21 protein-coding genes are annotated in these 25,807 nt (G+C 70.6%); 1 reads left to right on the top strand and 20 read right to left on the bottom strand.

Annotated features, from left to right (window positions below):
* Nucleotides 1-62 precede the first annotated feature (62 nt).
* From OG199_RS30230 to OG199_RS30215, 4 genes are all read right to left on the bottom strand, one after another.
* On the bottom strand, nucleotides 63-530 hold the full coding sequence (locus OG199_RS30230; protein WP_401798654.1) for a GNAT family N-acetyltransferase: 468 nt from the start codon (nucleotides 528-530) through the stop codon (nucleotides 63-65).
* On the bottom strand, nucleotides 527-1,471 hold the full coding sequence (locus tag OG199_RS30225; protein WP_351718441.1) for an RluA family pseudouridine synthase: 945 nt from the start codon (nucleotides 1,469-1,471) through the stop codon (nucleotides 527-529). The genes OG199_RS30230 and OG199_RS30225 overlap by 4 nt, the downstream gene beginning before the upstream one ends.
* A 148-nt stretch (nucleotides 1,472-1,619) precedes the next feature.
* Nucleotides 1,620-2,282: a signal peptidase II gene (gene lspA, locus OG199_RS30220; protein WP_356800465.1), complete on the bottom strand. Its 663-nt coding sequence runs from the start codon at nucleotides 2,280-2,282 to the stop codon at nucleotides 1,620-1,622.
* A gap of 95 nt (nucleotides 2,283-2,377) precedes the next feature.
* Nucleotides 2,378-3,298, bottom strand: coding sequence for a TraR/DksA family transcriptional regulator (locus OG199_RS30215; RefSeq protein ID WP_405832131.1), 921 nt, complete (start codon nucleotides 3,296-3,298; stop codon nucleotides 2,378-2,380).
* A gap of 628 nt (nucleotides 3,299-3,926) precedes the next feature.
* On the opposite strand from OG199_RS30215, the gene ileS reads away from it, so the two are divergent.
* Nucleotides 3,927-7,064, top strand: coding sequence for an isoleucine--tRNA ligase (gene ileS, locus OG199_RS30210; RefSeq protein WP_405832130.1), 3,138 nt, complete (start codon nucleotides 3,927-3,929; stop codon nucleotides 7,062-7,064).
* Between the two features lie 255 nt (nucleotides 7,065-7,319).
* Here the strand turns inward: ileS and OG199_RS30205 are convergent, their stop codons facing one another.
* The 16 genes from OG199_RS30205 to rsmH form a co-directional block, all read right to left on the bottom strand.
* The gene (locus OG199_RS30205) at nucleotides 7,320-8,537 is read right to left on the bottom strand and encodes a DivIVA domain-containing protein (protein ID WP_266698550.1); all 1,218 of its coding nucleotides are present in this window, start codon (nucleotides 8,535-8,537) and stop codon (nucleotides 7,320-7,322) included.
* A gap of 46 nt (nucleotides 8,538-8,583) precedes the next feature.
* Nucleotides 8,584-8,868, bottom strand: a complete 285-nt coding sequence (locus tag OG199_RS30200; protein ID WP_028803186.1) for a YggT family protein — start codon at nucleotides 8,866-8,868, stop codon at nucleotides 8,584-8,586.
* Nucleotides 8,869-8,919: 51 nt separating this feature from the next.
* The gene (locus OG199_RS30195) at nucleotides 8,920-9,561 is read right to left on the bottom strand and encodes a cell division protein SepF (protein WP_148014095.1); all 642 of its coding nucleotides are present in this window, start codon (nucleotides 9,559-9,561) and stop codon (nucleotides 8,920-8,922) included.
* Nucleotides 9,562-9,690: 129 nt separating this feature from the next.
* Complete coding sequence (locus tag OG199_RS30190) at nucleotides 9,691-10,410, bottom strand: YggS family pyridoxal phosphate-dependent enzyme (RefSeq protein ID WP_405832129.1); 720 nt, start codon at nucleotides 10,408-10,410, stop codon at nucleotides 9,691-9,693.
* Between the two features lie 6 nt (nucleotides 10,411-10,416).
* Nucleotides 10,417-11,154, bottom strand: a complete 738-nt coding sequence (pgeF, locus tag OG199_RS30185) for a peptidoglycan editing factor PgeF (protein WP_405832127.1) — start codon at nucleotides 11,152-11,154, stop codon at nucleotides 10,417-10,419.
* Entirely contained in the window at nucleotides 11,151-12,344 is a 1,194-nt protein-coding gene (gene ftsZ, locus OG199_RS30180) for a cell division protein FtsZ (RefSeq protein ID WP_356800460.1), read from the bottom strand. Before ftsZ ends, pgeF begins: the two co-directional genes overlap by 4 nt.
* 275 nt (nucleotides 12,345-12,619) lie before the next feature.
* Nucleotides 12,620-13,414, bottom strand: a complete 795-nt coding sequence (locus OG199_RS30175) for a cell division protein FtsQ/DivIB (protein ID WP_401798663.1) — start codon at nucleotides 13,412-13,414, stop codon at nucleotides 12,620-12,622.
* A 25-nt stretch (nucleotides 13,415-13,439) separates the two neighbouring features.
* Nucleotides 13,440-14,531 (bottom strand): undecaprenyldiphospho-muramoylpentapeptide beta-N-acetylglucosaminyltransferase, encoded by a 1,092-nt coding sequence (murG, locus tag OG199_RS30170; RefSeq protein ID WP_266698556.1) that lies wholly within the window; start codon nucleotides 14,529-14,531, stop codon nucleotides 13,440-13,442.
* 6 nt (nucleotides 14,532-14,537) lie between these two features.
* On the bottom strand, nucleotides 14,538-15,899 hold the full coding sequence (gene ftsW / locus OG199_RS30165) for a putative lipid II flippase FtsW (protein WP_356800458.1): 1,362 nt from the start codon (nucleotides 15,897-15,899) through the stop codon (nucleotides 14,538-14,540).
* A gap of 185 nt (nucleotides 15,900-16,084) precedes the next feature.
* Nucleotides 16,085-17,527, bottom strand: a complete 1,443-nt coding sequence (gene murD / locus OG199_RS30160; protein WP_405832124.1) for a UDP-N-acetylmuramoyl-L-alanine--D-glutamate ligase — start codon at nucleotides 17,525-17,527, stop codon at nucleotides 16,085-16,087.
* The gene (mraY, locus tag OG199_RS30155; RefSeq protein WP_266698560.1) at nucleotides 17,509-18,582 is read right to left on the bottom strand and encodes a phospho-N-acetylmuramoyl-pentapeptide-transferase; all 1,074 of its coding nucleotides are present in this window, start codon (nucleotides 18,580-18,582) and stop codon (nucleotides 17,509-17,511) included. The genes murD and mraY overlap by 19 nt, the downstream gene beginning before the upstream one ends.
* A complete protein-coding gene (gene murF / locus OG199_RS30150) occupies nucleotides 18,579-19,985 on the bottom strand; it encodes a UDP-N-acetylmuramoyl-tripeptide--D-alanyl-D-alanine ligase (protein ID WP_356800456.1) in 1,407 nt (468 codons plus the stop codon). The genes mraY and murF overlap by 4 nt, the downstream gene beginning before the upstream one ends.
* A gap of 4 nt (nucleotides 19,986-19,989) precedes the next feature.
* Nucleotides 19,990-21,510: a UDP-N-acetylmuramoyl-L-alanyl-D-glutamate--2,6-diaminopimelate ligase gene (locus OG199_RS30145; protein WP_405832122.1), complete on the bottom strand. Its 1,521-nt coding sequence runs from the start codon at nucleotides 21,508-21,510 to the stop codon at nucleotides 19,990-19,992.
* A gap of 205 nt (nucleotides 21,511-21,715) precedes the next feature.
* On the bottom strand, nucleotides 21,716-23,683 hold the full coding sequence (locus tag OG199_RS30140) for a penicillin-binding transpeptidase domain-containing protein (RefSeq protein WP_405832121.1): 1,968 nt from the start codon (nucleotides 23,681-23,683) through the stop codon (nucleotides 21,716-21,718).
* A 5-nt stretch (nucleotides 23,684-23,688) separates the two neighbouring features.
* Nucleotides 23,689-24,330, bottom strand: coding sequence for a hypothetical protein (locus OG199_RS30135; protein WP_405832120.1), 642 nt, complete (start codon nucleotides 24,328-24,330; stop codon nucleotides 23,689-23,691).
* Between the two features lie 117 nt (nucleotides 24,331-24,447).
* Nucleotides 24,448-25,404 carry a 16S rRNA (cytosine(1402)-N(4))-methyltransferase RsmH gene (gene rsmH / locus OG199_RS30130; protein WP_405832118.1) on the bottom strand — a complete coding sequence of 319 codons (957 nt, stop codon included), beginning with the start codon at nucleotides 25,402-25,404 and terminating at the stop codon, nucleotides 24,448-24,450.
* Nucleotides 25,405-25,807: the final 403 nt, after the last annotated feature.

The raw sequence follows: 25,807 nt of genomic DNA, 5'->3' as shown, positions 1-25,807 counted from the left end.
CAAGCCTGCCACGCCGCTACGACAATGCCCTCCCGGCAGGCCCCGCCCGGCGCACGCACCTCTCACAAGGTCTTGCGCATCGCCCGGTGGTCGATCCCCGCGTCGAGGAACTCCTCGCCGTACGCCACGTATCCGAGCCGCTCGTAGAAGCCCAGCGCATGCGTCTGCGCGTGCAGATCCACCGACGTGAGACCACGCGCGCGTGCCGCGTCCTCGATGGCGCCGACGAGCGCGACCCCGACGCCGAGCCCGCGTGCCTCCTTGGTCACGGCGAGCCGTCCCAGCGAACCGACGCGCGGGTCGCCGCCCGTCTTCGCGGCGGCGTCCTCGCCGTACAGGAGCCGCCCGGTGCCCAGCGGCGCCCCGTCGTCGCGGACGGCCAGCACATGCAGTGCCCCGGCGTCGTAGGCGTCGTACTCGATGTCCTCGCTGACGCCCTGTTCGCCGACGAAGACCTCCTTGCGCACCGCGAAGCACGCCTCACGGTCAGCGGCGTCCTCGGCCACCCGCAGCGCGTACGGGACGGTCATGCGTTGCTCTCCTCACGCACCTTGTCGAGGGCCTTCTGCAGGTCCTCGGGATAGTCGCTCCCGAACTCGACCCACTGGCCGTCCCCCGGGTGCTCGAAGCCGAGACGCTTCGCGTGCAGCCACTGCCGGGTGAGGCCGAGACGCTTCGCGAGCGTGGGGTCGGCGCCGTAGGTCAGGTCACCGACGCACGGGTGGCGGTGGGCCGACATGTGGACGCGGATCTGGTGGGTGCGCCCGGTCTCCAGCTTGATGTCGAGCAGGGAGGCGGCGCGGAACGCCTCCATCAGGTCGTAGTGCGTGACCGACGGCTTGCCCTCGGCCGTGACCGCCCACTTGTAGTCGTGGTTCGGATGCCGGCCGATGGGGGCGTCGATGGTGCCGCTCGTCGGGTCCGGGTGGCCCTGCACGAGCGCGTGGTAGCGCTTGTCGACCGTGCGCTCCTTGAACTGGCGCTTGAGCGACGTGTACGCGTACTCGGACTTGGCGACCACCATCAGGCCGGACGTGCCCACGTCGAGCCGGTGCACGATGCCCTGGCGCTCGGAGGCGCCCGAGGTGGAGATGCGGTACCCGGCGGCCGCGAGACCGCCGATCACGGTCGGTCCCGACCAGCCGGGGCTGGGGTGCGCGGCGACACCCACGGGCTTGACGATCACGACCACGTCATCGTCGTCGTGCACGATCTCCATGCCCTCGACGGGCTCGGCGACGATCTGGACGGGGGCGGGCGCCTGCGGCATCTCCACTTCCAGCCAGGCGCCGCCGTGCAGTCGCTCGGACTTGCCGACCACCGAACCGTCGACCGTGACCTTCCCCGCCGCGGCGAGCTCGGCGGCCTTCGTGCGGGAGAAGCCGAACATCCGGGAGATGACGGCGTCGACGCGCTCGCCCTCCAGTCCGTCGGGCACGGGCAGGGTACGGATCTCGGGAATGGTGCTCACCCGTCGAGTATGCCGGACCGGCCGGACACCCCAGGACCAGTGGCCGAACGCCAGTGCCCATGGGAGGGTCCCGGAGGCCGGTCGAGCACCGGCCCTCGCCGGTGCTCGTCGGTGCTCGTCGGTCCTTGCCGGCCCCTGCCAGACCTTGTCAGTCCTTGTGGACGGTCCCGTCGGGGTCCAGTCCGCGGAAGGACAGCAGCACGATGAGGATGCCGCCGCACACGATCGCCGAGTCGGCCAGGTTGAAGACGGCGAAGTGCTTGGGCGCGATGAAGTCGACGACCGCGCCCTCGAAGATGCCGGGCGAGCGGAAGATCCGGTCGGTGAGATTGCCCAGCGCACCGCCCAGCAGCAGGCCGAGCGCGATCGCCCAGGGCAGGCTGTAGAGCTTGCGCGCGAGCCGGGCGATCACGATGATCACCGCCGCGGCGATCATGGTGAAGATGATCGTGAACGCCTCACCGAAGCCGAAGGCGGCGCCCGCGTTGCGGATGGCCTCGAACTGCAGCCAGTCGCCGACGATCTCGATCGGCGCGTGGTGCTCCAGCTTGGCGACCACGAGCAGCTTGCTGACGAGGTCGAGGGCGTACGCCAGCACCGCGACCGTGAACAGGACGGCGATCCTCCGCTTGCCCTTCGGCCGCTGGGCCGGGGCCGCCGTGCCGTCGTCCGTCCCGGACCGCTCGGCCGGGGACGACTCGCCGGAGCCGGTGCGGTCGCCCGGCGTCGTGTTCCCGTCGGACTGCTCCGGCTCGGACCCCGCCGCTCCTGGGGAATCCGGCGTACCGATGATGCGCTCCGCCTCTGCCACGTGAGTGAGTCCCTCGACCTAGGTGCCTGACTGAGGACGAGGGTACGTCACACCCCCTGGCATTCACGTGCGCAGGAGCCCTCCCACGCCGTTCATTACCGGCGTTCCTGCTTCTGCTTGCATTCGACGCACAGAGTGGCGCGCGGGAAGGCCTGCATCCGGGCCTTGCCGATGGGGTCGCCGCAGTTCTCGCAGAGCCCGTACGTGCCCGCGTCGAGCTTCTCCAGAGCCCGCTCGGTCTGGACGAGCATCTCGCGCGCGTTGGCCGCCAGCGCCATCTCCGACTCGCGGGTGATGTTCTTCGTGCCGGTGTCCGCCTGGTCGTCGCCCGCGCCGTCCCCGGAGTCGCGCATCAGGCCCGCGAGCGACTCCTCCGAGGACGTGATCTCGGTGCTCAGCCGCAGCGCCTCGGACTGGAGCTCCGCGCGTGCGTCCGCGACCTCCTGCGGGGTCCACGGGTCCTCACCGGGGCGCACCGCGAGCTCGCCGGGCTCCACCGCGGAGATCCGCGCCTTGGGGAGCGCGGTGGGCTTCCCGGCCGCCGTGGCCGTGCCAGGGGTCTTCTTCGCAACCACCGTCGGGGCTCCCGTCGTCTTCGCGGCCCGGGCCGCGTCCTCGGCCGCGGAAGCGGCCGTCTTCTTCGTCCTGCTCGCGTTCTTCCTCGCCGTGCCGGTGCTTTTCTTCGCCGTGCCGGTGGCCTTCTTGGCCGTACCGCCGCTCTTCCCTTCCGCGCTGCTGGCGGGCCGCTTCGGGGCGGCGTCCTTCGCGGTGGCGTCCGCCGCCCGTCCCGGTTCCTCCGGCACCGACTTCTCGGCCACCGCCCTCTTGGTGGCCGTCTTCTCGGCGACGGTCTTCTTGGTGCCCGTCCTCCCGGCGGCCGTGCTCACCGGCGCGCTACCGCTCCCATGCTCCGCCGGTGCCCCCTGTGCGCTCTTCTTGCCGCTCACGTCCTTGGCCGCCGGACCCGTGGATCTTCCGGACGCCGACTGCTGTACGGCGGTCTTTTTCGCCACCATGGCCGCGGCCCCTTCACATATTGTGATCTTGCACGCAAATCGCTCTGGGACGATAAATCGACTTCCGGCCCGCGGCAACGGGGCACGCCCACCTTCCGGGTGTCCCGCAGGTCCCGCCTGACGAGCCTGCATGCGTTGTGCCCAGCTCCCCGCCGGGTAATCCGCCGGGCCCGGCGTCCCGGAACACGGACCACGTTGCCTGCCCATTCGGGTCAGCCCGCCCGCCACCGAGACACCCGACCCGCACCGGCCGCGGACTCCGGAAAACCGGTCGGCCGCCGTGCGCGCGGCCCCGTACACTGGGCGCAGCGAGAAGCGTGGATGGGGACGAGTAGCGGCGTACGCGGCCAGGAGCGACCCGGGGACGGTGGAAGCCCGGGGGCGAGCGCGACGCGAAGATCACCCCGGAGCCGCCGGAAGAAAGCCGTGGCCGACAGGCGGCGGCCGGTAGACCCGGCATCGCGACCCCAATGAGGGGGCTCACCGGCGCACGCACGCACCGGGGAGCCAAGGAGGGTGGTACCGCGGGAGCACGCCGCACACGGCGTCCGCAGCAGCTACTGGGCAGCGGCACGGGCTCTCGTCCCTCCGGACGGAAGGCAGAAAGTCCGCCGGAGGAAGCTCGCTGATGACAACGCCGACGTACCGCCAGGTGCCCGCCCAGGTCGACCTGCCCGCCCTCGAGCACGCCGTGCTCGATTTCTGGCGCGAGCAGAAGATCTTCGCCAGGAGCCTCGAGCAGTCCGAGGGACGCCCCGAATGGGTGTTCTACGAGGGCCCGCCCACCGCGAACGGCATGCCGGGAGCGCACCACATCGAGGCGCGCGTCTTCAAGGACGTCTTCCCGCGCTTCCGCACCATGCGCGGCTATCACGTGGCCCGCAAGGCCGGCTGGGACTGCCACGGCCTGCCGGTGGAGCTCGCCGTGGAGAAGGAGCTCGGTTTCACGGGCAAGCAGGACATCGAGGCGTACGGCATCGCCGAGTTCAACGCCAGGTGCCGCGAGTCCGTGACCCGTCACACCGACGCCTTCACCGATCTCACGAACCGCATGGGCTACTGGGTCGACCTGGACGACGCGTACCGCACGATGGACCCCGAGTACGTGGAGTCCGTGTGGTGGTCGCTGAAGGAGATCTTCAACAAGGGGCTGCTGGTCCAGGACTACCGCGTCGCCCCGTGGTGCCCCCGCGACGAGACCGGCCTGTCTGACCACGAGCTGGCGCAGGGCTACGAGACGATCGTCGACCCGTCCGTGTACGTCCGTTTCCCGCTCACCTCCGGTCCACTGGCCGGCGAGGCCGCGCTCCTGGTGTGGACGACGACCCCGTGGACGCTGGTCTCGAACACCGCGGTCGCCGCGCACCCCACGGTCACCTACGTGGTCGCGACGAACGGCGAGGAGAAGCTCGTCGTCGCCGAGCCGCTCGTCGAGAAGGCGCTCGGCGAGGGCTGGGAGACCACCGGTGAGACCTTCACCGGTGCCGAGATGGAGCGCTGGACCTATCAGCGTCCCTTCGAGCTGGTGGAGTTCACCGAGCCCGCCCACTACGTGGTGAACGCGGAGTACGTGACGACCGAGGACGGTACGGGCCTGGTCCACCAGTCCCCCGCCTTCGGTGAGGACGACCTCAAGGTCTGCCGCGCGTACGGACTGCCGGTGGTGAACCCGGTCCGCCCGAACGGCACCTTCGAGGAGGACGTTCCGCTCGTCGGCGGCGTCTTCTTCAAGAAGGCGGACGAAAAGCTCACCGAGGACCTCCAGGACCGCGGGCTGCTCTTCAAGCACGTCCCGTACGAGCACAGCTACCCGCACTGCTGGCGCTGCCACACCGCGCTCCTCTACTACGCGCAGCCGTCCTGGTACATCCGCACCACCGCCGTCAAGGACCGTCTCCTCGAGGAGAACGAGAAGACCAACTGGTTCCCGGAGTCGGTCAAGCACGGCCGCTTCGGCGACTGGCTGAACAACAACATCGACTGGGCGCTGTCCCGCAGCCGCTACTGGGGCACCCCGCTCCCGCTGTGGCGCTGCGAGAACGACCACCTCACCTGCGTCGGCTCCCGCGCGGAACTGACCGAGCTGACCGGCACCGACCAGTCGGAGCTGGACCCGCACCGCCCGTACATCGACGCGGTCACCTTCACCTGCCCGCAGTGCGAGGCGACGGCGACCCGCGTCCCCGAGGTCATCGACGCCTGGTACGACTCGGGCTCGATGCCATTCGCGCAGTGGGGCTACCCGTACAAGAACAAGGAGATCTTCGAGAGCCGCTACCCGGCGCAGTTCATCTCGGAGGCCATCGACCAGACGCGCGGCTGGTTCTACACGATGATGGCGGTCGGCACGCTCGTCTTCGACAAGTCGTCCTACGAGAACGTGGTGTGCCTGGGCCACATCCTCGCCGAGGACGGCCGCAAGATGTCCAAGCACCTGGGCAACATCCTGCAGCCGATCCCGCTGATGGACCAGCACGGCGCGGACGCGGTGCGCTGGTTCATGGCGGCCGGCGGCTCCCCCTGGGCGGCCCGCCGTGTCGGGCACGGCACCATCCAGGAGGTCGTCCGCAAGACCCTCCTGACCTACTGGAACACGGTCGCCTTCCAGGCCCTGTACGCCCGCACCTCCGGCTGGTCGCCCAGCGAGGCGGACCCGGCCCCGGCCGACCGCCCGGTCCTCGACCGCTGGCTCCTCTCCGAACTGCACGCCCTCACCGACCAGGTGACCCAGGCACTGGAGAGCTACGACACCCAGCGCGCCGGGAAGCTCCTCTCGGCGTTCGTCGACGACCTGTCGAACTGGTACGTGCGCCGCTCGCGCCGTCGCTTCTGGCAGGGCGACAAGGCCGCGCTGCGCACCCTGCACGAGGTCGTCGAGACCGTGACCCGCCTGATGGCCCCGCTGACCCCGTTCATCACCGAGCGGGTCTGGCAGGACCTGATCGCGCCGGTCACGCCGGACGCCCCCGAGTCCGTGCACCTGTCGTCGTGGCCGGAGCCGGACCTGTCCGCCATCGACCCCGGTCTGTCGCGGCAGATGGTGCTGGTCCGCCGCCTCGTCGAGCTCGGCCGCGCCACCCGCGCGGAGTCGGGCGTCAAGACCCGCCAGCCGCTGTCCCGTGCGCTGATCGCGGCGACCGGCTTCGACTCGCTCGACCCCGAACTGCACGCGCAGATCACGGAGGAGCTGAACGTCAGCGGCCTCGCCTCGCTCTCCGAGGTGGGCGGCTCGCTGGTCGACACCACGGCCAAGGCGAACTTCCGCGCGCTCGGCAAGCGCTTCGGCAAGGGCGTCCAGGCCGTCGCGAAGGCCATCGCCGAGACGGACGCGGCGGCCCTCTCCCTCGCCCTGCGCGAGGGCACGGCCGCGGTGCTGGTCGACGGTGAGACGGTCACCCTGGCTCCGGACGAGGTCATCATCACGGAAACCCCGCGCGAGGGCTGGTCGGTGGCCTCCGACTCCGGCGCCACGGTCGCCCTCGATCTGGAGATCACCGAGGAACTCCGGCAGGCGGGCCTCGCCCGCGACGCGATCCGCCTCATCCAGGAGGCCCGCAAGAACAGCGGCCTCGACGTGGCCGACCGGATCGCGCTGCGCTGGACGTCCACCGACCCGGCCGTCATCGCGGCCCTGTCCGAGCACTCCGACCTCATCGCCGACGAGGTCCTCGCCACGGACTTCGCCCAGGGCCAGGCCGACGACACCTACGGCGCCCCGTTCACCGACGAGTCCCTGTCGCTGACCTTCCGCCTGCACAAGGCGTAGCACCGGGCGGACAGCGCCTCTCGGAGGCGTGGGGACCTACGCGTCCAGCGCCCGCCGCCCCGCAGCCGAGGAACGACCCGGCCGGGGCCCACCAAAGATCTTGGTGGGCCCCGGCCTTCGGCGTTGTGTATCCCGTACAGATGCCCCAGCGGAACCGCACGCCCATCCGAAACGGCACGGCAAAAGGGCGGAGCCCCGGAAAGATCCGGGGCTCCGCCCTGAACGCTGCCGACGCCTAAGGCGTACAGGAGGCCGTCAGTTGTCGTCCTCGTCGATGAGGAACCCGCGCATCGGCGAGGGCGCCTGCTGCATCGGCGACGGGCCCTGGGGCCGCACCGGAGCCATCGGCTGGGTCATCGCCGGAGACATCTGCTGCTGCCCACCGTAGGAGGGCGCCGCCGGTGCCGGAGCACCGCCCATGCCCTGGCCACCGCCGTACGACGGGGCGCTCGCGCCGGCCGGAGCCATCGAGGGCGCCGAGGGCGAAGGCAGGGAGGGAGCGGCCGGGGAACGCGGCGGGGCGAGCGAGTCGTCCGCCTGCGTCTCCAACTGGCGCAGCTGCGACTCCAGGTAGGACTTCAGACGCGTGCGGTACTCGCGCTCGAAGCCGCGCAGGTCCTCGACCTTGCGCTCCAGCGTGGCGCGGGCGGACTCCAGGGAGCCCATCGCGACGCGGTGCTTCTCCTGCGCGTCCCGCTCCAGCGCGTCGGCCTTGGCACGGGCGTCGCGCTCCAGACCCTCGGCGCGGCTGCGGGCCTCGCCGACGATCTTGTTGGCCTCGGAACGGGCCTCGGCGATCGCCTGGTCGGCGGTCTGCTGGGCCAGCGAGAGCACCCGGGCGGCGCTGTCGCCACCGGGACCCTGGCCGGGCTGTCCCATCTGCGGTCCGTGACCACCCATGGGGCCACCCATGGGTCCGCCCATCGGGCCACCCATCTGCTGCTGCATCTGCTGCTGCATCTGGCCGGGCATCTGCTGCTGCATCTGCTGACCGGGGCCCTGGCCCATGGGGCCCTGACCCATCGGACCCTGACCCATGGGGCCCTGGCCCATCGGACCCTGGCCCATGGGGCCCTGGCCCTGCTGGCCGCCCTGGGCACTGGGGCCCGCGGGCAGCTGCGGCGCACCGCTCGGCAGCTGGGGCGGACCACCCATGGGGCCACCCATCTGCTGCTGCGGCGGACCCGATATGCCGGCGGGCACGGGAGCGCCCGGACCGCGCATGCCCTGCGGCGGCCCCTGCTGCTGGTCCTGCTGCTCGGGCGGCTTGCGCATGCCCTGCTGCTGGTTCTGCGCGGCCGCGCGCGTGGCAGCGGCCAGCTTGGCGCGCAGGTCCTCGTTCTCGCGGAGCAGTCGCGTCAGTTCGGCTTCGACCTCGTCGAGGAAGGCATCGACCTCGTCCTCGTCATAGCCTTCTCGGAGGCGGACGGTCGTGAACTGCTTGTTCCGCACGTCCTCGGGGGTCAACGGCATCTCTTCACCTCAACGTAGTCGTCGGCATTCGGCAAGACCGTATCGTTCACAGCCGGCTCACGACGGAGATCAGGATGTAGACGATGATCATCAGTACGAAGAAGGACAGGTCGAGCGCCACGCCCCCGAGACGCAGCGGCGGAATGAACCGCCGCAGAAGCTTGAGCGGTGGATCGGTGACAGTGTAAGTGGCCTCGAGAACGACCACCATCGCCTTGCCGGGTTGCCATGAGCGGGCGAACTGGAAGACGTAGTCCATGACCAACCGGAAGATCAGCACGATGAGGAAACACATCAGCGCGATGTAGAGAACCTGCCCAACCACGCTCATGATCCGTGCTTCCCTCTCCCCTGTTTCCCTGCGTTGTTCCGGTCCAGCGTCTCAGCTCTGGTTGAAGAACCCGCCCTCTGCGATGCGGGCCTTGTCCTCCGCCGTGACATCGACGTTAGCAGGCGACAACAGGAACACCTTCTGCGTCACCCGCTCGATGCTGCCGTGGAGACCAAACACCAAACCGGCCGCAAAGTCGACAAGTCGCTTCGCATCTGTGTCATCCATCTCAGTCAGATTCATGATCACCGGGGTGCCCTCACGGAAGTGTTCCCCGATGGTACGGGCCTCGTTGTACGTCCGCGGGTGGAGTGTGGTGATCCGGTACGGCTCTCGTTCCGACACGACCTTGGGCATGATCACCGGTGCGTTCTTCTCCAGGCTCGCGCGTTCTTGTGTGATGGATGCCACGGGCGCGATACGCGCCGGACGGCCTGATTCCGCAGAGAGCGAAGCGGAATGGGGCACCGGCTCGCGCTGGGCGGGAGGCTGCACCACTCGTACCGATTCGTCCCGTTGGGACTGGTGCGCCTGATGTGACTGGTGCGGCGGCTCGTGCCGCCGGCGGTCCCGCTCCGGCTCCGGATCAAGCTCGGGCTCGAACTCGTCATCGGGGTCGAATCCCCTGCCGTCGTACCCATCGTCCTCCACGAGGCCGAGGTAGACCGCCATCTTGCGCATCGCGCCGGCCATGCTCTGAGTCCTCCGCTCTGTGGTGGATCGGCTGACGAATAGCCAAGTGCCCGCGATCCACGAGGTCGTTATGCCCGCCTGTGGCGGTAATGACCATATTTTCTGCTGTGGTCCGACTTCTTGGCGACGTTACCCGAGCCCGGGTCGGACTCCGAGTACCGCCGTACCGACGCGCACATGTGTCGCTCCGGCCGCCACGGCCTGCTCGAGGTCCGCACTCATCCCTGCGGACACCATGTTCGCAGCCGGATGCGTGCGGCGCATAGCAGTCGACAAATCCATCAGTCGCGCGAACGCGTCCCGCTGACGCCCCGCGTACGGCCCGGTGAGGGGCGCGACGGTCATCAGACCGTCGAGCCGGAGCCCCGGAGCCTCCTCGACGAGGTCGGCCAACTCCTCGACACCGCCCACCCCCACGCCGCCCCGCTCGCCCCGGCCGCTCTCCTCCGCGTCCAGTGCGACCTGCAGGAGACAGCCCACCTCGCGCTCCACCCGCACCGCCTCCTTCGACAGGGCGGTGACGAGCCGGGAACGGTCGACGGACTGCACCACGTCCGCGTAACCGACCACCGAACGCACCTTGTTGGTCTGCAACTGGCCGACGAAGTGCCAGGAGAGGGGCAGATCGGAACAGGCGGCGGCCTTGGGGGCCGCGTCCTGGTCCCGGTTCTCGGCGACGTGGCGTACGCCGAGCTCCGACAGGATCCGCACATCGCTCGCGGGGTAGGTCTTGGTGACCACGATCAGGGTCACCTCTTCGCGCTTGCGCCCGGCGGCCGTGCACGCCGCTGTGATGCGCTCTTCCACTTTCGCCAGGTTTCCGGCGAGTTGAGCCTTACGGTCCGTCATGCCCCATCAGTCCAGCCAGACATAGCCCGCGAGCCGCCCGGTGGTGCGGTCCCGTCGGTACGAGAAGTGGTCCTTCGACTCCAGCGTGCACGCCGGCGACTGCTGCCGGTCGCGCACCCCGAGCCGTTCCAGTTGCGCGTGCACTCCGGCGGTCACGTCGACCGCGGGAGTGCCCCAACTGGTCTCGGCGTACGCCGCCGGCTCGACGGCGGCGACCTCGGCGCGCATCCCGTCCGGCACTTCGTAGCACCGTCCGCAGACCGCGGGTCCGGTGCGGGCGACGATCCGCGCGGGCTCGGCGCCGAGTTCCACCATGGCCCGTACGGCGGCGGAAACGACCCCCGCGACCATGCCGGGCCGCCCCGCGTGGGCGGCCGCCGCGATCCCGGCGACGGGATCGGCGAGCAGGACCGGCGTGCAGTCGGCGGTGAGGACCGCGAGAGCGAGTCCCCGCCGCGCGGTGACGACCGCGTCGACGGCCGGGATCTCCGAGGAGCCCCACGGTGCGTCGACGACCGCCACGTCCGGCCCGTGCACCTGTTTCATCCAGACGACCCGGGCCGGGTCCAGCCCGAGGGACCTCGCGGCCAGTTCACGATTGGTCCGTACGGCGTCGGGGTCGTCGCCGACCGCTCCGCCGAGGTTGAGCTCCTCGTACGGAACGGCGCTCACCCCGCCCCACCGGTCGGTGAAGGCGAAGTGCGCGCCGCTCACGGTGCTCGTCTCGGAGCGCTGTCCTATCACTTGAGGAAGTCCGGCACGTCCAGCTCTTCGGCCGCGCTGTCCGAGTAGGTGCGGGACGGCGGGACCGGCGGCGCCACCTGGATGTCGGGGACCGGCTCCGGAGCGGGCTCCGGTGCCTCCTTCGGCGTGACGCTGCCGAGCGAGCCGAAGGACGGACGGCTCTCGGGGGCCCGCACCGGCGCGGGCTCCTCGCGCTGCTTGGCCGCGGTGGAGCCGAGGACGGTGTCCCGCTTGGCCGGCGGCTGGCCGCCGTCGAAGCCGGCGGCGATGACGGTGACCCGCACCTCGTCGCCGAGCGCGTCGTCGATGACCGCGCCGAAGATGATGTTGGCCTCGGGGTGCGCGGCCTCGCTGACCAGCTGGGCGGCTTCGTTGATCTCGAACAGGCCGAGGTCGGAGCCACCGGAGATGGAGAGCAGGACGCCGCGGGCGCCGTCGATGGAGGCCTCCAGGAGCGGCGAGGAGATCGCCATCTCCGCGGCCGCCACGGCGCGGTCGTCGCCGCGGGCCGAGCCGATGCCCATGAGCGCGGAACCCGCCTCGGACATCACGGACTTGACGTCGGCGAAGTCGAGGTTGATCAGACCGGGCGTGGTGATGAGGTCGGTGATGCCCTGGACACCGGAGAGCAGGACCTGGTCCGCCGACTTGAACGCGTCGAGGACCGAGACCTGGCGGTCCGAGATGGACAGCAGCCGGTCGTTCGGGATGACGATGAGGGTGTCGACCTCTTCGCGGAGCTCGGCGATGCCGTCCTCCGCCTGGTTGGCGCGGCGCCGTCCCTCGAAGGTGAACGGGCGGGTGACCACGCCGATGGTCAGGGCGCCCAGCGAGCGGGCGATGTTGGCCACGACGGGGGCGCCGCCGGTGCCGGTGCCGCCGCCTTCGCCTGCCGTCACGAAGACCATGTCGGCCCCCTTGAGGACCTCCTCGATCTCCTCGCGGTGATCCTCGGCCGCCTTCCGGCCGACGGCCGGGTTGGCTCCGGCGCCGAGTCCGCGGGTGAGTTCGCGGCCGACGTCGAGTTTGACGTCGGCGTCGCTCATCAACAGAGCTTGCGCGTCCGTGTTGATGGCGATGAACTCGACGCCCTTGAGACCGACCTCGATCATCCGGTTGATGGCATTGACACCACCGCCGCCGACACCGATGACTTTGATGACTGCGAGGTAGTTCTGCGGTGCTGCCACGTCGAAGGCCTCTCGCCTCGAGTTACGTGTCGTCGCCTCGCACGCTCGCGATCCGACGACTGATGCCGAATGGGACGGTCCGAACGCCGACCCGAACCCTAACGCTGAAGTTTAGGGTTACCAGTGTGTCTGTTCCTTGGACTCTTCCGAACAGGACACTAAGTCGACAAGTGGCGCACGTTCAACGAACACGCCGAACCTCCCGTTTTTCTTTTCACCCTATGTGATCAGCCGTAGCGCTGCCCAACCAGGGTGCTGGCCTGCGCGGATGTGCGTCAACTACCGGCTGACGAGGGGGCGGTGGGGACGCTCACGTCGAAGTGCCGGGCCTTCGGAGCTGCTTTCATGAGAGCGGTGAGTGTCCGCGCCTTCGCGCGGCCCTTCTCGCCGCTCCCCCACTCGACGTCACGGCCGTCGCTCAGTTCCAGCGAGATGGAGTCGTACGAGCGGACCTTGACGGTCCGGGTGGCACGGGCCACGGCGGCCGGAATGTCCCCGGCGACCCGAACCGCCTCGCGCACCAGCCGGTCGGCGGGGAAGCGACGCAGGGCTGCCGAGCGGGACGGCGTCAATTCGAGCAGGGCCACGTTCTTCGGGGCCCGCGAAACCGTCGCGAAACGCACGCCCTTGGCGTCGACTTCGACGTACTTGCCCCCCTTTCCCGGTTGCTTCATCACCAGGACAGGGGTGCGTTCGGTCACTTTCAGACCGATTCCGTGCGGCCAGGAACGGACGACGTCGACCGAGTCGATCCGGGGCAGTCTCCGCAGCAGCCGCGCTTCCACGGCGTCGGTGTCGACGGAGACCAGCGGCGTTCCGTCCGGCACCTCGGCCGCCTCCCGCACCTGCCGCGCCGTCAGCACCCGGGTCCCGGAGACCGAGAGCCTCTCGACCCGCAGCCACTGCGAGCCGTACAGCAGCCAGACCACACCGCCGCCGACCAACACCATCGCGACCAAAAGGACGATGAGCACACGAAGGCGGCGAAGCCGCACCGGACGGGGCGGCCGGGGCGGGCCGGACTTCAGCTTCTGCCGTTCACCGCGCTCGGCGGTCGTCGGTCCGGCCACGCTCCCTGCCTTCCCTCACCTGTGCCTAGTGGTGGCGTGAGGCGATCGCCTCGTACACCATGCCGACGAGCAGGTCGTCGGCGTCCCGGCGCCCGAACTCGCTGGCGGCGCGGGACATCTCGTACAGCCGGTGCGGGTCGGCGAGCACGGGCAGCACGTTCTGCTGCACCCACTGGGGCGTCAGTTCCGCGTCGTCGACCAGCAGTCCGCCGCCGGCCTTGACCACCGGCTGGGCGTTGAGCCGCTGTTCGCCGTTGCCGATGGGCAGCGGGACGTAGGCGGCCGGGAGCCCGACGGCGGAGAGTTCGGCGACGGTCATCGCGCCCGCGCGGCAGAGCATCATGTCGGCCGCGGCGTACGCGAGGTCCATCCGGTCCACGTACGGTACCGGGATGTACGGGGGCATCCCGGGCATCTGGTGCACCTGCGGCAGTTCGTTCTTCGGTCCGACCGCGTGCAGGATCTGGATGCCGGCCTGCTGGAGGTACGGAGCGGCCTGCTGGACGACCTCGTTGAGGCGCCGGGCACCCTGCGAGCCGCCGGAGACCAGCAGCGTCGGCAGGTTCGGGTCGAGACCGAACGCGGCGCGGGCCTCGGGGCGCACGGCGGCCCGGTCGAGGGTGGCGATGGAGCGGCGCAGCGGGATGCCGATGTAGCGGGCGCCGCGCAGCTTGTTGTCGGGGGTCGAGACGGCGACCTGCGCCGCGTACCGGGAGCCGATCTTGTTGGCGAGGCCCGGCCGGGCGTTCGCCTCGTGGATGACGATCGGTACGCCGAGGCGCTTGGCCGCGAGGTAGGCGGGCAGCGCGACATAGCCGCCGAACCCGACGACCGCGTCCGCCTTGGTGCGCTCCAGGATCTGCTCGGCCGCCTTGATCGTGCCGCGCAGCCGTCCGGGGACGGTGATCAGCTCGGGGGTGGGCTTGCGCGGCAGCGGAACGGCGGGGATCAGCGCGAGTTCGTATCCCCGCTCGGGTACGAGCCGGGTCTCGAGTCCGCGTTCCGTGCCCAGGGCCGTGATCCCCACGGTCGGGTCCTGCCTGCGCAGGGCGTCCGCGAGGGCGAGCGCGGGCTCGATGTGGCCGGCGGTCCCCCCGCCGGCGAGTACGACATGCACCGAAATTCACCGCTCTCCGGACGAACGCGCCGCGGCGCGCCGTCGCATCGTGTTCCATCTCCGAGGCCCCGCGGCCCCCGCGGAGCCTCTCACCGCAGCACGCTTTCTGCCAAAGCGGGGCTGCCGCATGGCGAGCGCCGCCCGCGCAGCGGGCTCGTCGCGTGCGAAGGCGATCAGCAGCCCGATGGCGAACATGGTCGGCAGCAGGGCGGAACCCCCGTAGGAGAACAGCGGGAGCGGGACTCCGGCGATCGGCAGCAGACCGAGCACCGCACCGATGTTGATCACGGCCTGGGCCGTGATCCAGGTGGTCACGCCTCCCGCGGCATACCTCACGAAGGGGTCCTCCGTGCGTCCGGCCACGCGGATACCCGCATAGCCTAGAGCCGCGAAGAGGGCGAGCACCGACAGTGTCCCCGCGAGGCCGAGTTCCTCCCCGGTGATGGCGAAGATGAAGTCGGTGTGCGCTTCGGGCAGTTGGCCCCATTTTTCCACGCTGGCGCCGAGGCCGGATCCGAACAGGCCGCCGGAGGCGAGGGCGTAGATGCCGTGCACGGCCTGCCAGCAGGTGTCGTTCGGTCCTGGCTCGGTGGCGCCGATGCAGGCGAGCCTGGACATGCGGTTGGGGCTGGTCTTGATGAGGACGAACCCGATCGTCAGCGCGACGGCCAGGACGCCCGCGAACAGCCGCGTGGGCGCTCCGGCCAGCCACAGCAGACCGAAGAGGATGGCGGTGAGGATGATCGCCGTGCCCATGTCGCCGCCGAGCATGATCAGCCCGAGCAGCAGGAAGGTGATCGGGACGAGCGGCACCAGCATGTGCTTCCACTGCGCCAGCATCGCCTTGTCCTGTTTGCGCGCGAGCAGGTCGGCGCCCCACAGCACGAGCGCGAGCTTGCCGAACTCGCTGGGCTGGATCTGGAACGAACCGCCCAGGGAGATCCAGTTCTGGTTGCCGTTGACCGACATCCCTATCCCCGGCACCTGCACGAGAACCATCAGGAAGACCGAGCCGGCCAGGATCGGATAGGCCAGCGCGCGGTGCAGTTTCACCGGCACCCGCATGGCCACCAGGAGCAGCACGGCGCCGATCGAGGCGGCGAGGAACTGTTTGCGGAAGAAGAACGATCCGGGCAGCGACAGCTGCAGTGCCGTGATCATCGACGCCGAGTAGACCATCACGAGGCCCAGCACGGTGATCAGCAGGCTGCTGCCGAGGATCAGGTAGTAGGCGGTCAGCGGCCGGTCCCAGGCCTTGCGCGCACGCGTGACGAGACGGCCCACGGGGTTGTCGCGCGCGGGGCGCGCGGAGGCGGGGCGCCGGGGGGCGCGCTGGACGGGGGGTCGGCCCGTACGGCTATCGGCCATCGCCGGCTCCGTCCGCCGGGGCGCGGAGACGCCCCTCCGCGGTGGTTCTCCCGGGCCGTGCGGGCACTGCGGCGAGGACGGGCCGGCACAGCGCCGTTCCGCCTGCCGAAAGCCGCCTGCGAAGCCCCGACCGCAATGGCGTCACGCGTCCCTCCCAAGGGTCCCGGGGCGCCTGGGTCCCGCCGTCAGGCGCTCGCGGTGCCGAGTTCGCGAACCGCCTCCGCGAAAGCGTCACCGCGCTTGTTGTAGTTGGCGAACATGTCCATGGACGCACAGGCCGGCGCCAGCAGGACGGTGTCTCCCGCTCCGGAGAGCCGTGCGGCCTCCTGAACCGCCGCGAGCATCGCCCCAGTGTCGGTGCGGGCGACGTCGACGACGGGTACTTCCGGGGCGTGTCGCGCGAGGGCTTCACGGATCAGCGCGCGATCGGCGCCGATCAGCACGACCCCTCGAAGTCGCGGTGCCGACTTGGTGACCAGTTCGTCGAAGGTCGCGCCCTTGGCGAGGCCGCCGGCGATCCACACGATCGACTCGTAGGCCGCCAAGGAGGCTTCCGCCGCGTGGGTGTTGGTCGCCTTGGAGTCGTCGACGTACGCGACCCCGTCCACGTCGGCCACGTGCGCGATGCGGTGGGCGTCCGGGGTGAAGGCCCGCAGGCCGTCCCGTACGGCGCCGGCGGGGACGCCGAAGGCGCGCGCGAGGGCCGCCGCAGCAAGGGCGTTGGCGATGTTGTGCGGGGCCGACGGGCGCACGTCGGAGACCTCGGCGAGCTCCTGGGCGTTCTTCTGCCGGTTCTCGACGAAGGCGCGGTCGACCAGAATGCCGTCCACCACGCCGAGTTGGGACGGCCCGGGTGTGCCGAGGGTGAAGCCGACGGCCCGGCAGCCCTCCTCGACGTCCGCCTCGCGCACCAGGTCCTCGGTGGCCTTGTCGCCGACGTTGTAGACGCAGGCGACCCGATTGCCCTCGTACACACGGCCCTTGTCGGCGACGTACGCCTCCATGGAGCCGTGCCAGTCGAGATGGTCGGGTGCCAGGTTCAGCACGGCCGCGGAGTCGGCGCGCAGCGAGGGCGCCCAGTGCAGTTGGTAGCTGGACAGCTCCACCGCCAGGACGTCGTACGTCTCCTCGCCCAGCACCGCGTCCAGCAGCGAGACCCCGATGTTGCCGACGGCGGCCGTACGCAGTCCCGCCGCCTTCAGGATCGAGGCGAGCATCTGCACGGTCGTGGTCTTGCCGTTGGTGCCCGTGACGGCGAGCCAGGGGGCGGCCTTCCTGCCGTCCAGCTCCCGCAGGCGCCAGGCCAGCTCGACGTCGCCCCAGACCGGGACGCCCGCCTCGGCGGCCGCGGCGAACAGCGGCTTGTCCGGCTTCCAGCCGGGCGCGGTGACGATGAGTTCGGTGCCCCCGGGCAGGGTGTCGCCGTCGCCGAGGCGCACGGTGACGCCGAGCGCCTCCAGTTCCGCGGCCTGCGCGCGCGAGCGCTCGTCGTCGCCGTCGTTGACGACCGCGACGACCGCGCCGAGTCCGTGCAGGACCCGCGCCGCCGGGATGCCGGAGACCCCGAGCCCGGCGACGGTGACGCGCTTGCCCTGGAACTCCGGGGAGGTCACTTCTCGGCCGCCCATCCCGCGTAGAAGATGCCGAGACCGACGATGACGCAGATGCCCTGGATGATCCAGAAACGGACCACGACCAGGACTTCCGACCAGCCCTTGAGTTCGAAGTGGTGCTGGAGCGGTGCCATGCGGAAGACACGTTTGCCGGTGAGCCGGAACGAACCGACCTGGATGACCACGGACATGGTGATCAGGACGAAGAGGCCGCCGAGCAGCGCGAGCAGGAGCTCGGTGCGGGAGCAGATCGCCAGACCGGCCAGCGCGCCGCCCAGGGCCAGCGAACCGGTGTCACCCATGAAGATCTTGGCGGGCGAGGTGTTCCACCACAGGAAGCCGAGGCAGGCGCCCATCAGCGCGGAGGCGACGATCGCGAGGTCCAGTGGATCTCGTACCTCGTAGCAGGCGGCCGGGTTGGTCAGGGTCTGTGTGTTGGCGCAGGACTCCTGGAACTGCCAGACGCCGATGAACGTGTAGGCGCCGAAGACCAGGACGGAGGCGCCGGTGGCGAGGCCGTCCAGACCGTCCGTCAGGTTCACGCCGTTCGACATCGCCAGGATCATGAACAGCGCCCAGACCACGAACAGCACCGGGCCGATGGTCCAGCCGAAGTCCTGGACGAAGGAGAGCTTGGTGGAGGCCGGGGTGTTCCCGCGGTTGTCGGAGAACTGGAGCGCGAGCACCGCGAAGGAGATGCCGACGATCAGCTGTCCGGCCATCTTCGCCTTGGCCCGCAGACCGAGCGAACGCCGCTTGACGATCTTGATGTAGTCGTCCAGGAAGCCGACCAGGCCCATGCCCGCCATCAGGCCGAGCACCAGCAGACCCGAGAAGGTCGGCGCGTACCCCGTGATGATCTTGGACAGGAAGTACGCCGCGATCGTCGCCAGGATGAAGGCGATACCACCCATGGTCGGCGTACCGCGCTTGCTGTGGTGCTCCTTCGGCCCGTCGTCACGGATGTACTGCCCGTAGCCCTTGCGGGCCAGCAGCTTGATCAGCAACGGCGTGCCGACCAGGGTGAGGAAGAGACCAATGACTCCTGCGAACAGGATCTGCTTCATCATCGGGCAGCAACCTCACCCTCGGCACCGCCTGCGAGCAGCGCCTGCGCCACCCGTTCGAGCCCGACCGACCGGGACGCCTTCACGAGGACGACGTCCCCCGGGCGCAACTCGCTGCGCAGCAGGTCGACAGCCGCCTGTGCGTCGGACACGTGCACCGACTCCTCACCCCACGAACCCTCGTTATATGCGCCCAGTTGGAGCCAGGACGCTTCCCTGCCCCCGACCGCGACGAGCTTGCTGACGTTGAGTCGGACGGCGAGCCGCCCGATCGCGTCGTGCTCGGCGAGAGCCTCGTCCCCGAGCTCGGCCATCTGACCGAGCACCGCCCACGTACGACGCCCTCGTCCCATCGCCACGAGCGCGCGCAGGGCGGCTCGCATGGACTCGGGGTTCGCGTTGTAGGCGTCGTTGACGACCGTCACGCCGTCCGGGCGCTCGGTGACCTCCATCCGCCAGCGGGAGAGGGAGCCCGCCTCGGAGAGCGCGCGGGCGATCTCGTCTGCGGACATGCCCAGCTCATGGGCGACGGCGGCCGCGGCGAGCGCGTTCGACACGTGGTGCTCACCGTACAGGCGCATGGTCACATCACTGCACCCGGAGGGTGTGTGAAGCCTGAACGCAGGCTGTCCAAGGTCCGTGAGACGGACGTTCTCGGCGCGTACGTCCGCTTCGCCGGACTCTCCGAAAAGCACCACCCGCGCCTTCGTCCGGGAGGCCATGGCGCGGACGAGCGGGTCGTCGGCGTTGAGGACCGCGGCGCCGTCCTCGGGGAGGCCCTCGACGAGCTCCCCCTTCGCCTGTGCAATCTGTTCGCGGCCGCCGAACTCGCCGATGTGGGCGGTGCCGACGTTGAGGACGAGACCGATCTTCGGCGGGGTGAGATCCGCGAGGTAACGGATGTGGCCGATGCCGCGGGCGCCCATCTCCAGCACGAGGTACTTCGTCTCCTCGGTGGCGGTCAGCGCGGTCAGCGGCAGTCCGATCTCGTTGTTGAGCGAACCGGGCGTGAAGACGGTCGGCGCCTTGCTCCGCAGGACCTGGGCGATCAGGTCCTTGGTGCTGGTCTTGCCCGCGGAGCCGGTGAGGGCCACGAGGGTCGCGCCGAGCCGTTCGACGACGTGGCGGGCGAGGGCGCCGAGGGCCGTCTGCACGTCCTCGACGACGATCGCGGGCACGCCGACGGGCCGGGAGGCCAGGACGGCGACCGCGCCCGCGTCGACGACCGCCCGGGCGAAGTCGTGGCCGTCCACGCGCTCGCCGGCGAAGGCGACGAAGAGGCTGCCTGGCTCCACTTCACGGGAGTCTCTGACGACCGGTCCGGTGACCTGCAGGGCCGGATCCGGTATGTCGTGCGTCTGCCCGCCGACGACTGCTGCGATCTCGGCGAGAGAGAGGGCGATCACAAGTTCATCCCTGGGTCTTCTGGATAGCTTCGCGAAGCACCTGGCGGTCGTCGAAGGGACGCACCACCCCGGCGATGTCCTGGCCCTGCTCGTGGCCCTTGCCCGCGACCAGCACGGTGTCGCCGGGCCGGGCCCGGGCGACGGCGGCGGCGATGGCGGCGGCCCGGTCCTCGAAGACCTGGACCTCGCCGCGCTCGTGGGCCGGTACCTCGGCGGCGCCCGCGAGCATCGTCGCGAGGATCGCGAGGGGGTCCTCCGAGCGGGGGTTGTCCGATGTCAGTACGGCGGTGTCGGCGAGCCGCGCCACGGCGGCGCCCATCGGCATCCGCTTGGTCATGTCCCGGTCGCCGCCGCAGCCGAGCACGACGTGCAGCCGGCCCTCGGTGACCTTGCGCAGCGCGCGCAGCACCGACTCGACGGCGTCCGTCTTGTGGGCGTAGTCGACCACCGCCAGGTAGGGCTGGCCGGCGTCCACGCGCTCCAGCCGGCCCGGGACGCCCGGGACGGCGGCGACGCCGTCCGCCGCGGTCTGCGGGTCGAGTCCGGCGGCGGCGAGGGCGACGATCGCGGCGAGGGTGTTCGCCACGTTGAAGGGGCCCGCGAGCGGCGACCTTGCGGTGATCCGCTCGCCCTTGGGTCCGACCGCGACGAAGACCGAGTCCATCGGACCGACCTCGACCTCCTCGGCCCGCCAGTCGGCGTCCGGGTGGCCCTCCGCGGAGAAGGTGACGAAGGGGACGGTGGTCTCCTCGGCCAGCCGGCGCCCGTAGGCGTCGTCGAGGTTGATCACGCCGAATTTGCTGCGTTCCGGAGTGAACAGCTGCGCCTTGGCCCGGAAGTAGTCCTCCATGTCGGAGTGGAACTCCATGTGTTCCGGGCTGAGGTTGTTGAAGACGGCGATGTCGAAGACGCAGCCGTCGACCCGGCCGAGCACCAGCGCGTGGCTGGAAACCTCCATCGCGACCGCGTCGACGCCGCGCTCGCGCATGACCGCGAACAGCGCCTGGAGATCGGTTGCTTCGGGGGTGGTGCGCTCCGACTTGATGCGCTCGTCGCCGATGCGCATCTCCACCGTGCCGATGAGGCCGGTGCTGCGGACCGTCTTCAGACCGCCCTCGACGAGGTACGCCGTGGTGGTCTTGCCGGAGGTTCCGGTGATGCCGATCTGGAGCAGGTCGCGCCCGGGGTGGCCGTAGATCGTGGCCGCGAGCTCGCCCATGCGTCCACGCGGGTCGTCGACCACGAGGACCGGCAGGCCGGTGGCGGCGGCCCGCTCGGCCCCGGTCGGGTCGGTCAGCACGGCGACCGCGCCGAGACCGGCCGCCTGGGTCACGTAGTCGGCGCCGTGCAGGCGGGCGCCGGGCAGCGCGGCGTAGAGGTCGCCGGGGCGCACGGCGCGGGAGTCGTGGGTGATGCCCGTGACCTCCGCGGTCGACGCCGGGGCGTTGGCACCCAGCTGATCGGCGAGCTCCGCGAGGGGTGTTGCGGAGTTCTGGACCGGTCGCGGCGGCCCCGGATATGTCACAGGAACGCCCTTCTGGGTGGTTTGGGACTGATCAGCGTGTGGCACGGCGGTGAGCGTACCGGGCTCACCCCCGCCGGAGCGAAGCGAGGGGCGCGCGGAGCCCAGGTTGCGGGGATCCGGGGTGATCGTTGTCACGAGGTGGTTCCTGGTCCGTTGTACGTACGGGCTGATCAGGGTGTGCGGTCGGGGGCGGGCTCGGGGCGGGTCACGGGGTGAAGGAGACGGGGAGGTTGGCGGCCCGCGCTCCGGTGGGCGGGATCTGGAGGGTCTTCAGCGCGAACTCCATGACCTGCTTGTAGATGGGGCCGCAGATCTGGCCGCCGAAGTAGCTGCCCTTGGTGGCGTTCTGGATCGCGCAGTAGACGGTGATCCTGGGCTTGTCGGCGGGGGCGAACCCGGCGAACGACGAGGTGTAGCCGTGGTACCTGCCGGTGGCCGGATCCACGCGGTTGGCCGTACCCGTCTTGCCCGCGACCCGGTAGCCGGGGATGCGCGCCTTGGCGCCGGTGCCCTCCTCGTCGTCCACGACGGACTCCAGCATCTGGGCGAGGGTCTTCGCCGTCTTCGCGCTCACGACCCTGGTCTTCTTCGGCTGGACGACGGGAGCGAAGCGGCCGTCGGGCCCTTTCGTGCCGCGTACCAGCGTCGGCTGCACGCGTACGCCGCCGTTGGCGATCGTCGAGTAGACGGACGCAGCCTGCATCGCGTTGATGGAGACACCCTGGCCGAAAGGAATCGTGTACTGCTGCGACGTCGACCACTTGTCGGCGGGCGCGAGGATGCCCCTCGTCTCGCCGGGGAAGTCGAGCCCGGTGTAGCCGCCGATGCCGAACTTGCGCAGATACGAGTAGAGGACCTCGTTGGCCGCCTTCTGCGTCTTGCCGAGCTGGCCGGCGGCCAGGATGGTGCCGATGTTGCTGGACTTGGCGAGCACCCCGTTGAGCGTCAGGTTCCACGTCGCGTGGTCGACGTCGTCCTGGAAGAGCCGGTCGCCGCGGTGCAGCCGGTTCGGCACGACCACGTGCGTCCCGGGCGTGGCGACGTTCTCCTCCAGCACGGCGGCCATCGACATGACCTTGGCGGTGGAGCCGGGCTCGTACGCGTCCTGGAGGGCCGCGTTGCCCAGGGCCGCCGCGCTGGCCTGGGAGAGGTCGTTCGGGTCGAAGCCGGGCGAGTCGGCCATCGCGAGCACCTCGCCGGTGCGGGTGTCCTGCACGATCACGTATCCGCGGTCCGCCCCGGACTTCTTCACCTGCTCGGTGATGGCGTTCTGCGCGGCCCACTGGATGTCACGGTCGATGGTCAGTTCGACGTCGGAGCCGGCCACGGCGGGCGTCTCGGTGGAGCCGACGGTCGGCACCTGACGGCCGCCGGACTGCGCGTAGCGGAGCTTGCCGTCCTTGCCGGAGAGCTCCTTGTTCAACTGCTGCTCGACACCGCCGCCGCCCTTGCCGTCGGCGTTGACCCAGCCCAGTATCCCGGCGGCCAGATCGCCGTTCGGGTACACGCGCTTGCTCGCCGGGACCGCGAGGACGCCGGCGAGGAAGTTGACCGCGGTCTTGTCGGTCTCCGCCTTGGCCGCGAGCGTGGTCTTCAGGTCCTTGATCTGCTTCCAGACCTGCGGGGTCCGGCGGTGCGCGAGCAGCGTGTAGCGGGTGTTCTTCGTCCGCAGCTTCCTCGCGACCGTGTCCGGGCTCTGGTCGAGGATCGGCGCGAGCAGTGCCGCGGCCTGCTCGGGCGCGTCGGACACCTTCGTCGCCGTCCGGGTGAACATCGTGGGGTCGGCCGTGATGTCGTACGCGTCCACGCTCGTGGCCAGCTCGACGCCGTTGCGGTCCGTGATCCCGCCGCGGGTGGCGGCCAGCGTGCGGCCGACGTAGCGGTTCTGCTCGGCCTTCGCGGCGTACGCGCTCGCGTCCACGGCCTGTACCTGGAGCAGCCGGACGACGAAGGCGGCCATCACCAGCGTCAGGGCCAGGCTGACCATGCGGAGCCGGGGCCGGGGGCTGCCGAGCCGCAACGGCGTCGAGCCGCCGGGCCTGGGGGCGCCGGGCCTGGGTGCGCCGGGACGGCGTGCGGGGCGGGCGCCGGGGCCCGGGCGGCGCTGGCCGCCGGGGCGTGCGGGCCGGGCGGGGCCGGGTACACGGCGGCGCGGCGGTTCCCTGTCGGACACTTCCGTCACCTGCCGGGGGTCGAGGAGCGCTGTGTGGACGGGGTGGGGGTGGAGGTGGGGACGGAAGCCAGGGACCGTGCGCGGGACGTGCTGGGGGTGCTTGGGATGCTGGGGGTGGCGACGGCCCGGGGAGTGGCGGCCGGGACGCCGGGGGCCGGGGTGGCGGGAGCCTGGGTGGCGGGGGTGCCGGCGGCCGGAGTGCCGGTGGGCGGGGCCTGGCTCGCGGTCGGCGAGGAGAGGACCTCGGGCGGGCGCGGCGCCGGGTTCTGCAGGGCGGAGTCCCGGGCGGCCGTTTCGGGGACACCCTTGACGGTGCCGTCCGGGTTCAGGAAGGCGGGGTCGCCCCCCGGGACCATGCCCAGCTCACGGGCGCGGCGCTGGAGGGCGTCGGGCGCGGAGTAGGCGTCCACGTCCCGCTGCAGCGCCTGCTCCTCGTCGGTGAGGGTCTTGGTGCCCTTCTGCAGGTCGTCGAGGTGGAAGGAACCCTCGCTCAGCGCGGAGTTCAGTACGAGCAGGCCGATGAGTCCACCGCCGAGCAGGAGCACGACGAGCAGGACGAAGGGGGTGCGGGCGGCGTTCGCCGCGCCGGCGGGGAGAAGCCGGGCGAGCCGGGCGGCTCTGCCCGTGAGTTCGGGTTTCCTGCTCACAGGCCCTCCCGGCGGGTTCGCTCTCCCGACCCGCGGTCGCGTCGCGGGGAGGCGCCGCCGGTCGGCCGCGCCGTGCGTTCGGGTTTCCCACTCACTCGCTCTCCCCCTCCCGGCGCCTCACTCGGCGTCCTCGCGGATGCGCTGTGCCCCGCGCAGCCGCGCCGGAGCCGCTCGCCGGTTCTCGGCGACCTCTTCCTCGGTGGGAAGTTCGGCACCACGGGTGAGCAGCTTGAGCCGGGGCTGGTAGCGCTCGGGCACCACCGGCAGACCGGGCGGCGCGGTGGTGGCGGCGCCTGCCGCGAAGACCTGCTTGACCAGCCGGTCCTCCAGCGAGTGGTACGACAGCACGGCGATCCGGCCGCCGACGGCGACCGCCTTCACGGCGGCGGGGATCGCCCTCTCCAGGACGCTCAGTTCGCCGTTGACCTCGATGCGCAGGGCCTGGAAGGTGCGCTTGGCCGGGTTGCCGCCGGTGCGCTTGGCGGCCTGCGGCAGGGAGTCGCGGATCAGCTCGACGAGCCGCGCGCTGTTGTCGAACGGCGCCTTGTCGCGTTCGCGCACCACGGCGGAGACGATCCGCTTGGCCTGCTTCTCCTCGCCGTACGCGCGCAGGATCCGGACCAGTTCACCCGGCGCGTAGGTGTTGAGCACCTCGGCCGCGCTGATCCCGGTCGTCTGGTCCATGCGCATGTCGAGCGGAGCGTCCTGGGCGTACGCGAACCCGCGGTCGGCCTCGTCGAGTTGCATGGAGGAGACGCCGAGGTCGAACAGGACGCCCTGGACGCGCGGGACGTCCAGGCGGGCGAGCACGTCGGGCAGTTCGTCGTAGACGGCGTGCACGAGGGTGGCGCGTTCACCGAAGGGCGCGAGCCGCTCCGCGGAGAGGCGCAGCGCTTCCTTGTCGCGGTCGAGGGCCACCAGACGGGCCTCGGGGAAACGGGTGAGGAGCGCCTCGCTGTGGCCGCCGAGTCCGAGCGTGCAGTCGACGACGACGGCTCCCGGCTCGGCGAGGGCCGGGGCCAGCATGTCCAGGCACCGCTGGAGCATCACCGGGACGTGTCGACTCTGGCTCAAGGGGCCCTCTCAGATCCGGCACGGTCGCACGCACCGCCGGGTCCCCACCCGCTCGAGAAGGGGAGGCCTGCCGCCGCCGGGTGAGTGGCGTCAGCCGACCGGGAGCGGGAGGAGGCCGAGCCGTACGTACGCGCCGCGCACGCGGGGAAGACGCCGGAAAATCACCGGGTCTCCGGGGGAAATCAGTCCAGCAGGGAGTCTCGACTCCCGCTTCGCGTCACTTTAGTCCACGCCGTGTCGCGGTCAATCAACCGGCATGCGCGTCGCGGACCGCTCCTCGATCAAGCCCCGGACGAAGTCATGAATCGGCAAAGATCACCCATACGGCCGGTACCGAGTGCCCATGTGGGTTACCTCACAACAAGAGACGATGACGTTCTTTGTCCACCCTCACAGCAGGACT

Source organism: Streptomyces sp. NBC_01176, assembly GCF_045039825.1.
Classification (GTDB): Bacteria; Actinomycetota; Actinomycetes; order Streptomycetales; family Streptomycetaceae; genus Streptomyces.
Note: the sequence above shows the minus strand (reverse complement) of the source record. Positions and strands in the feature narration are given on the sequence as shown.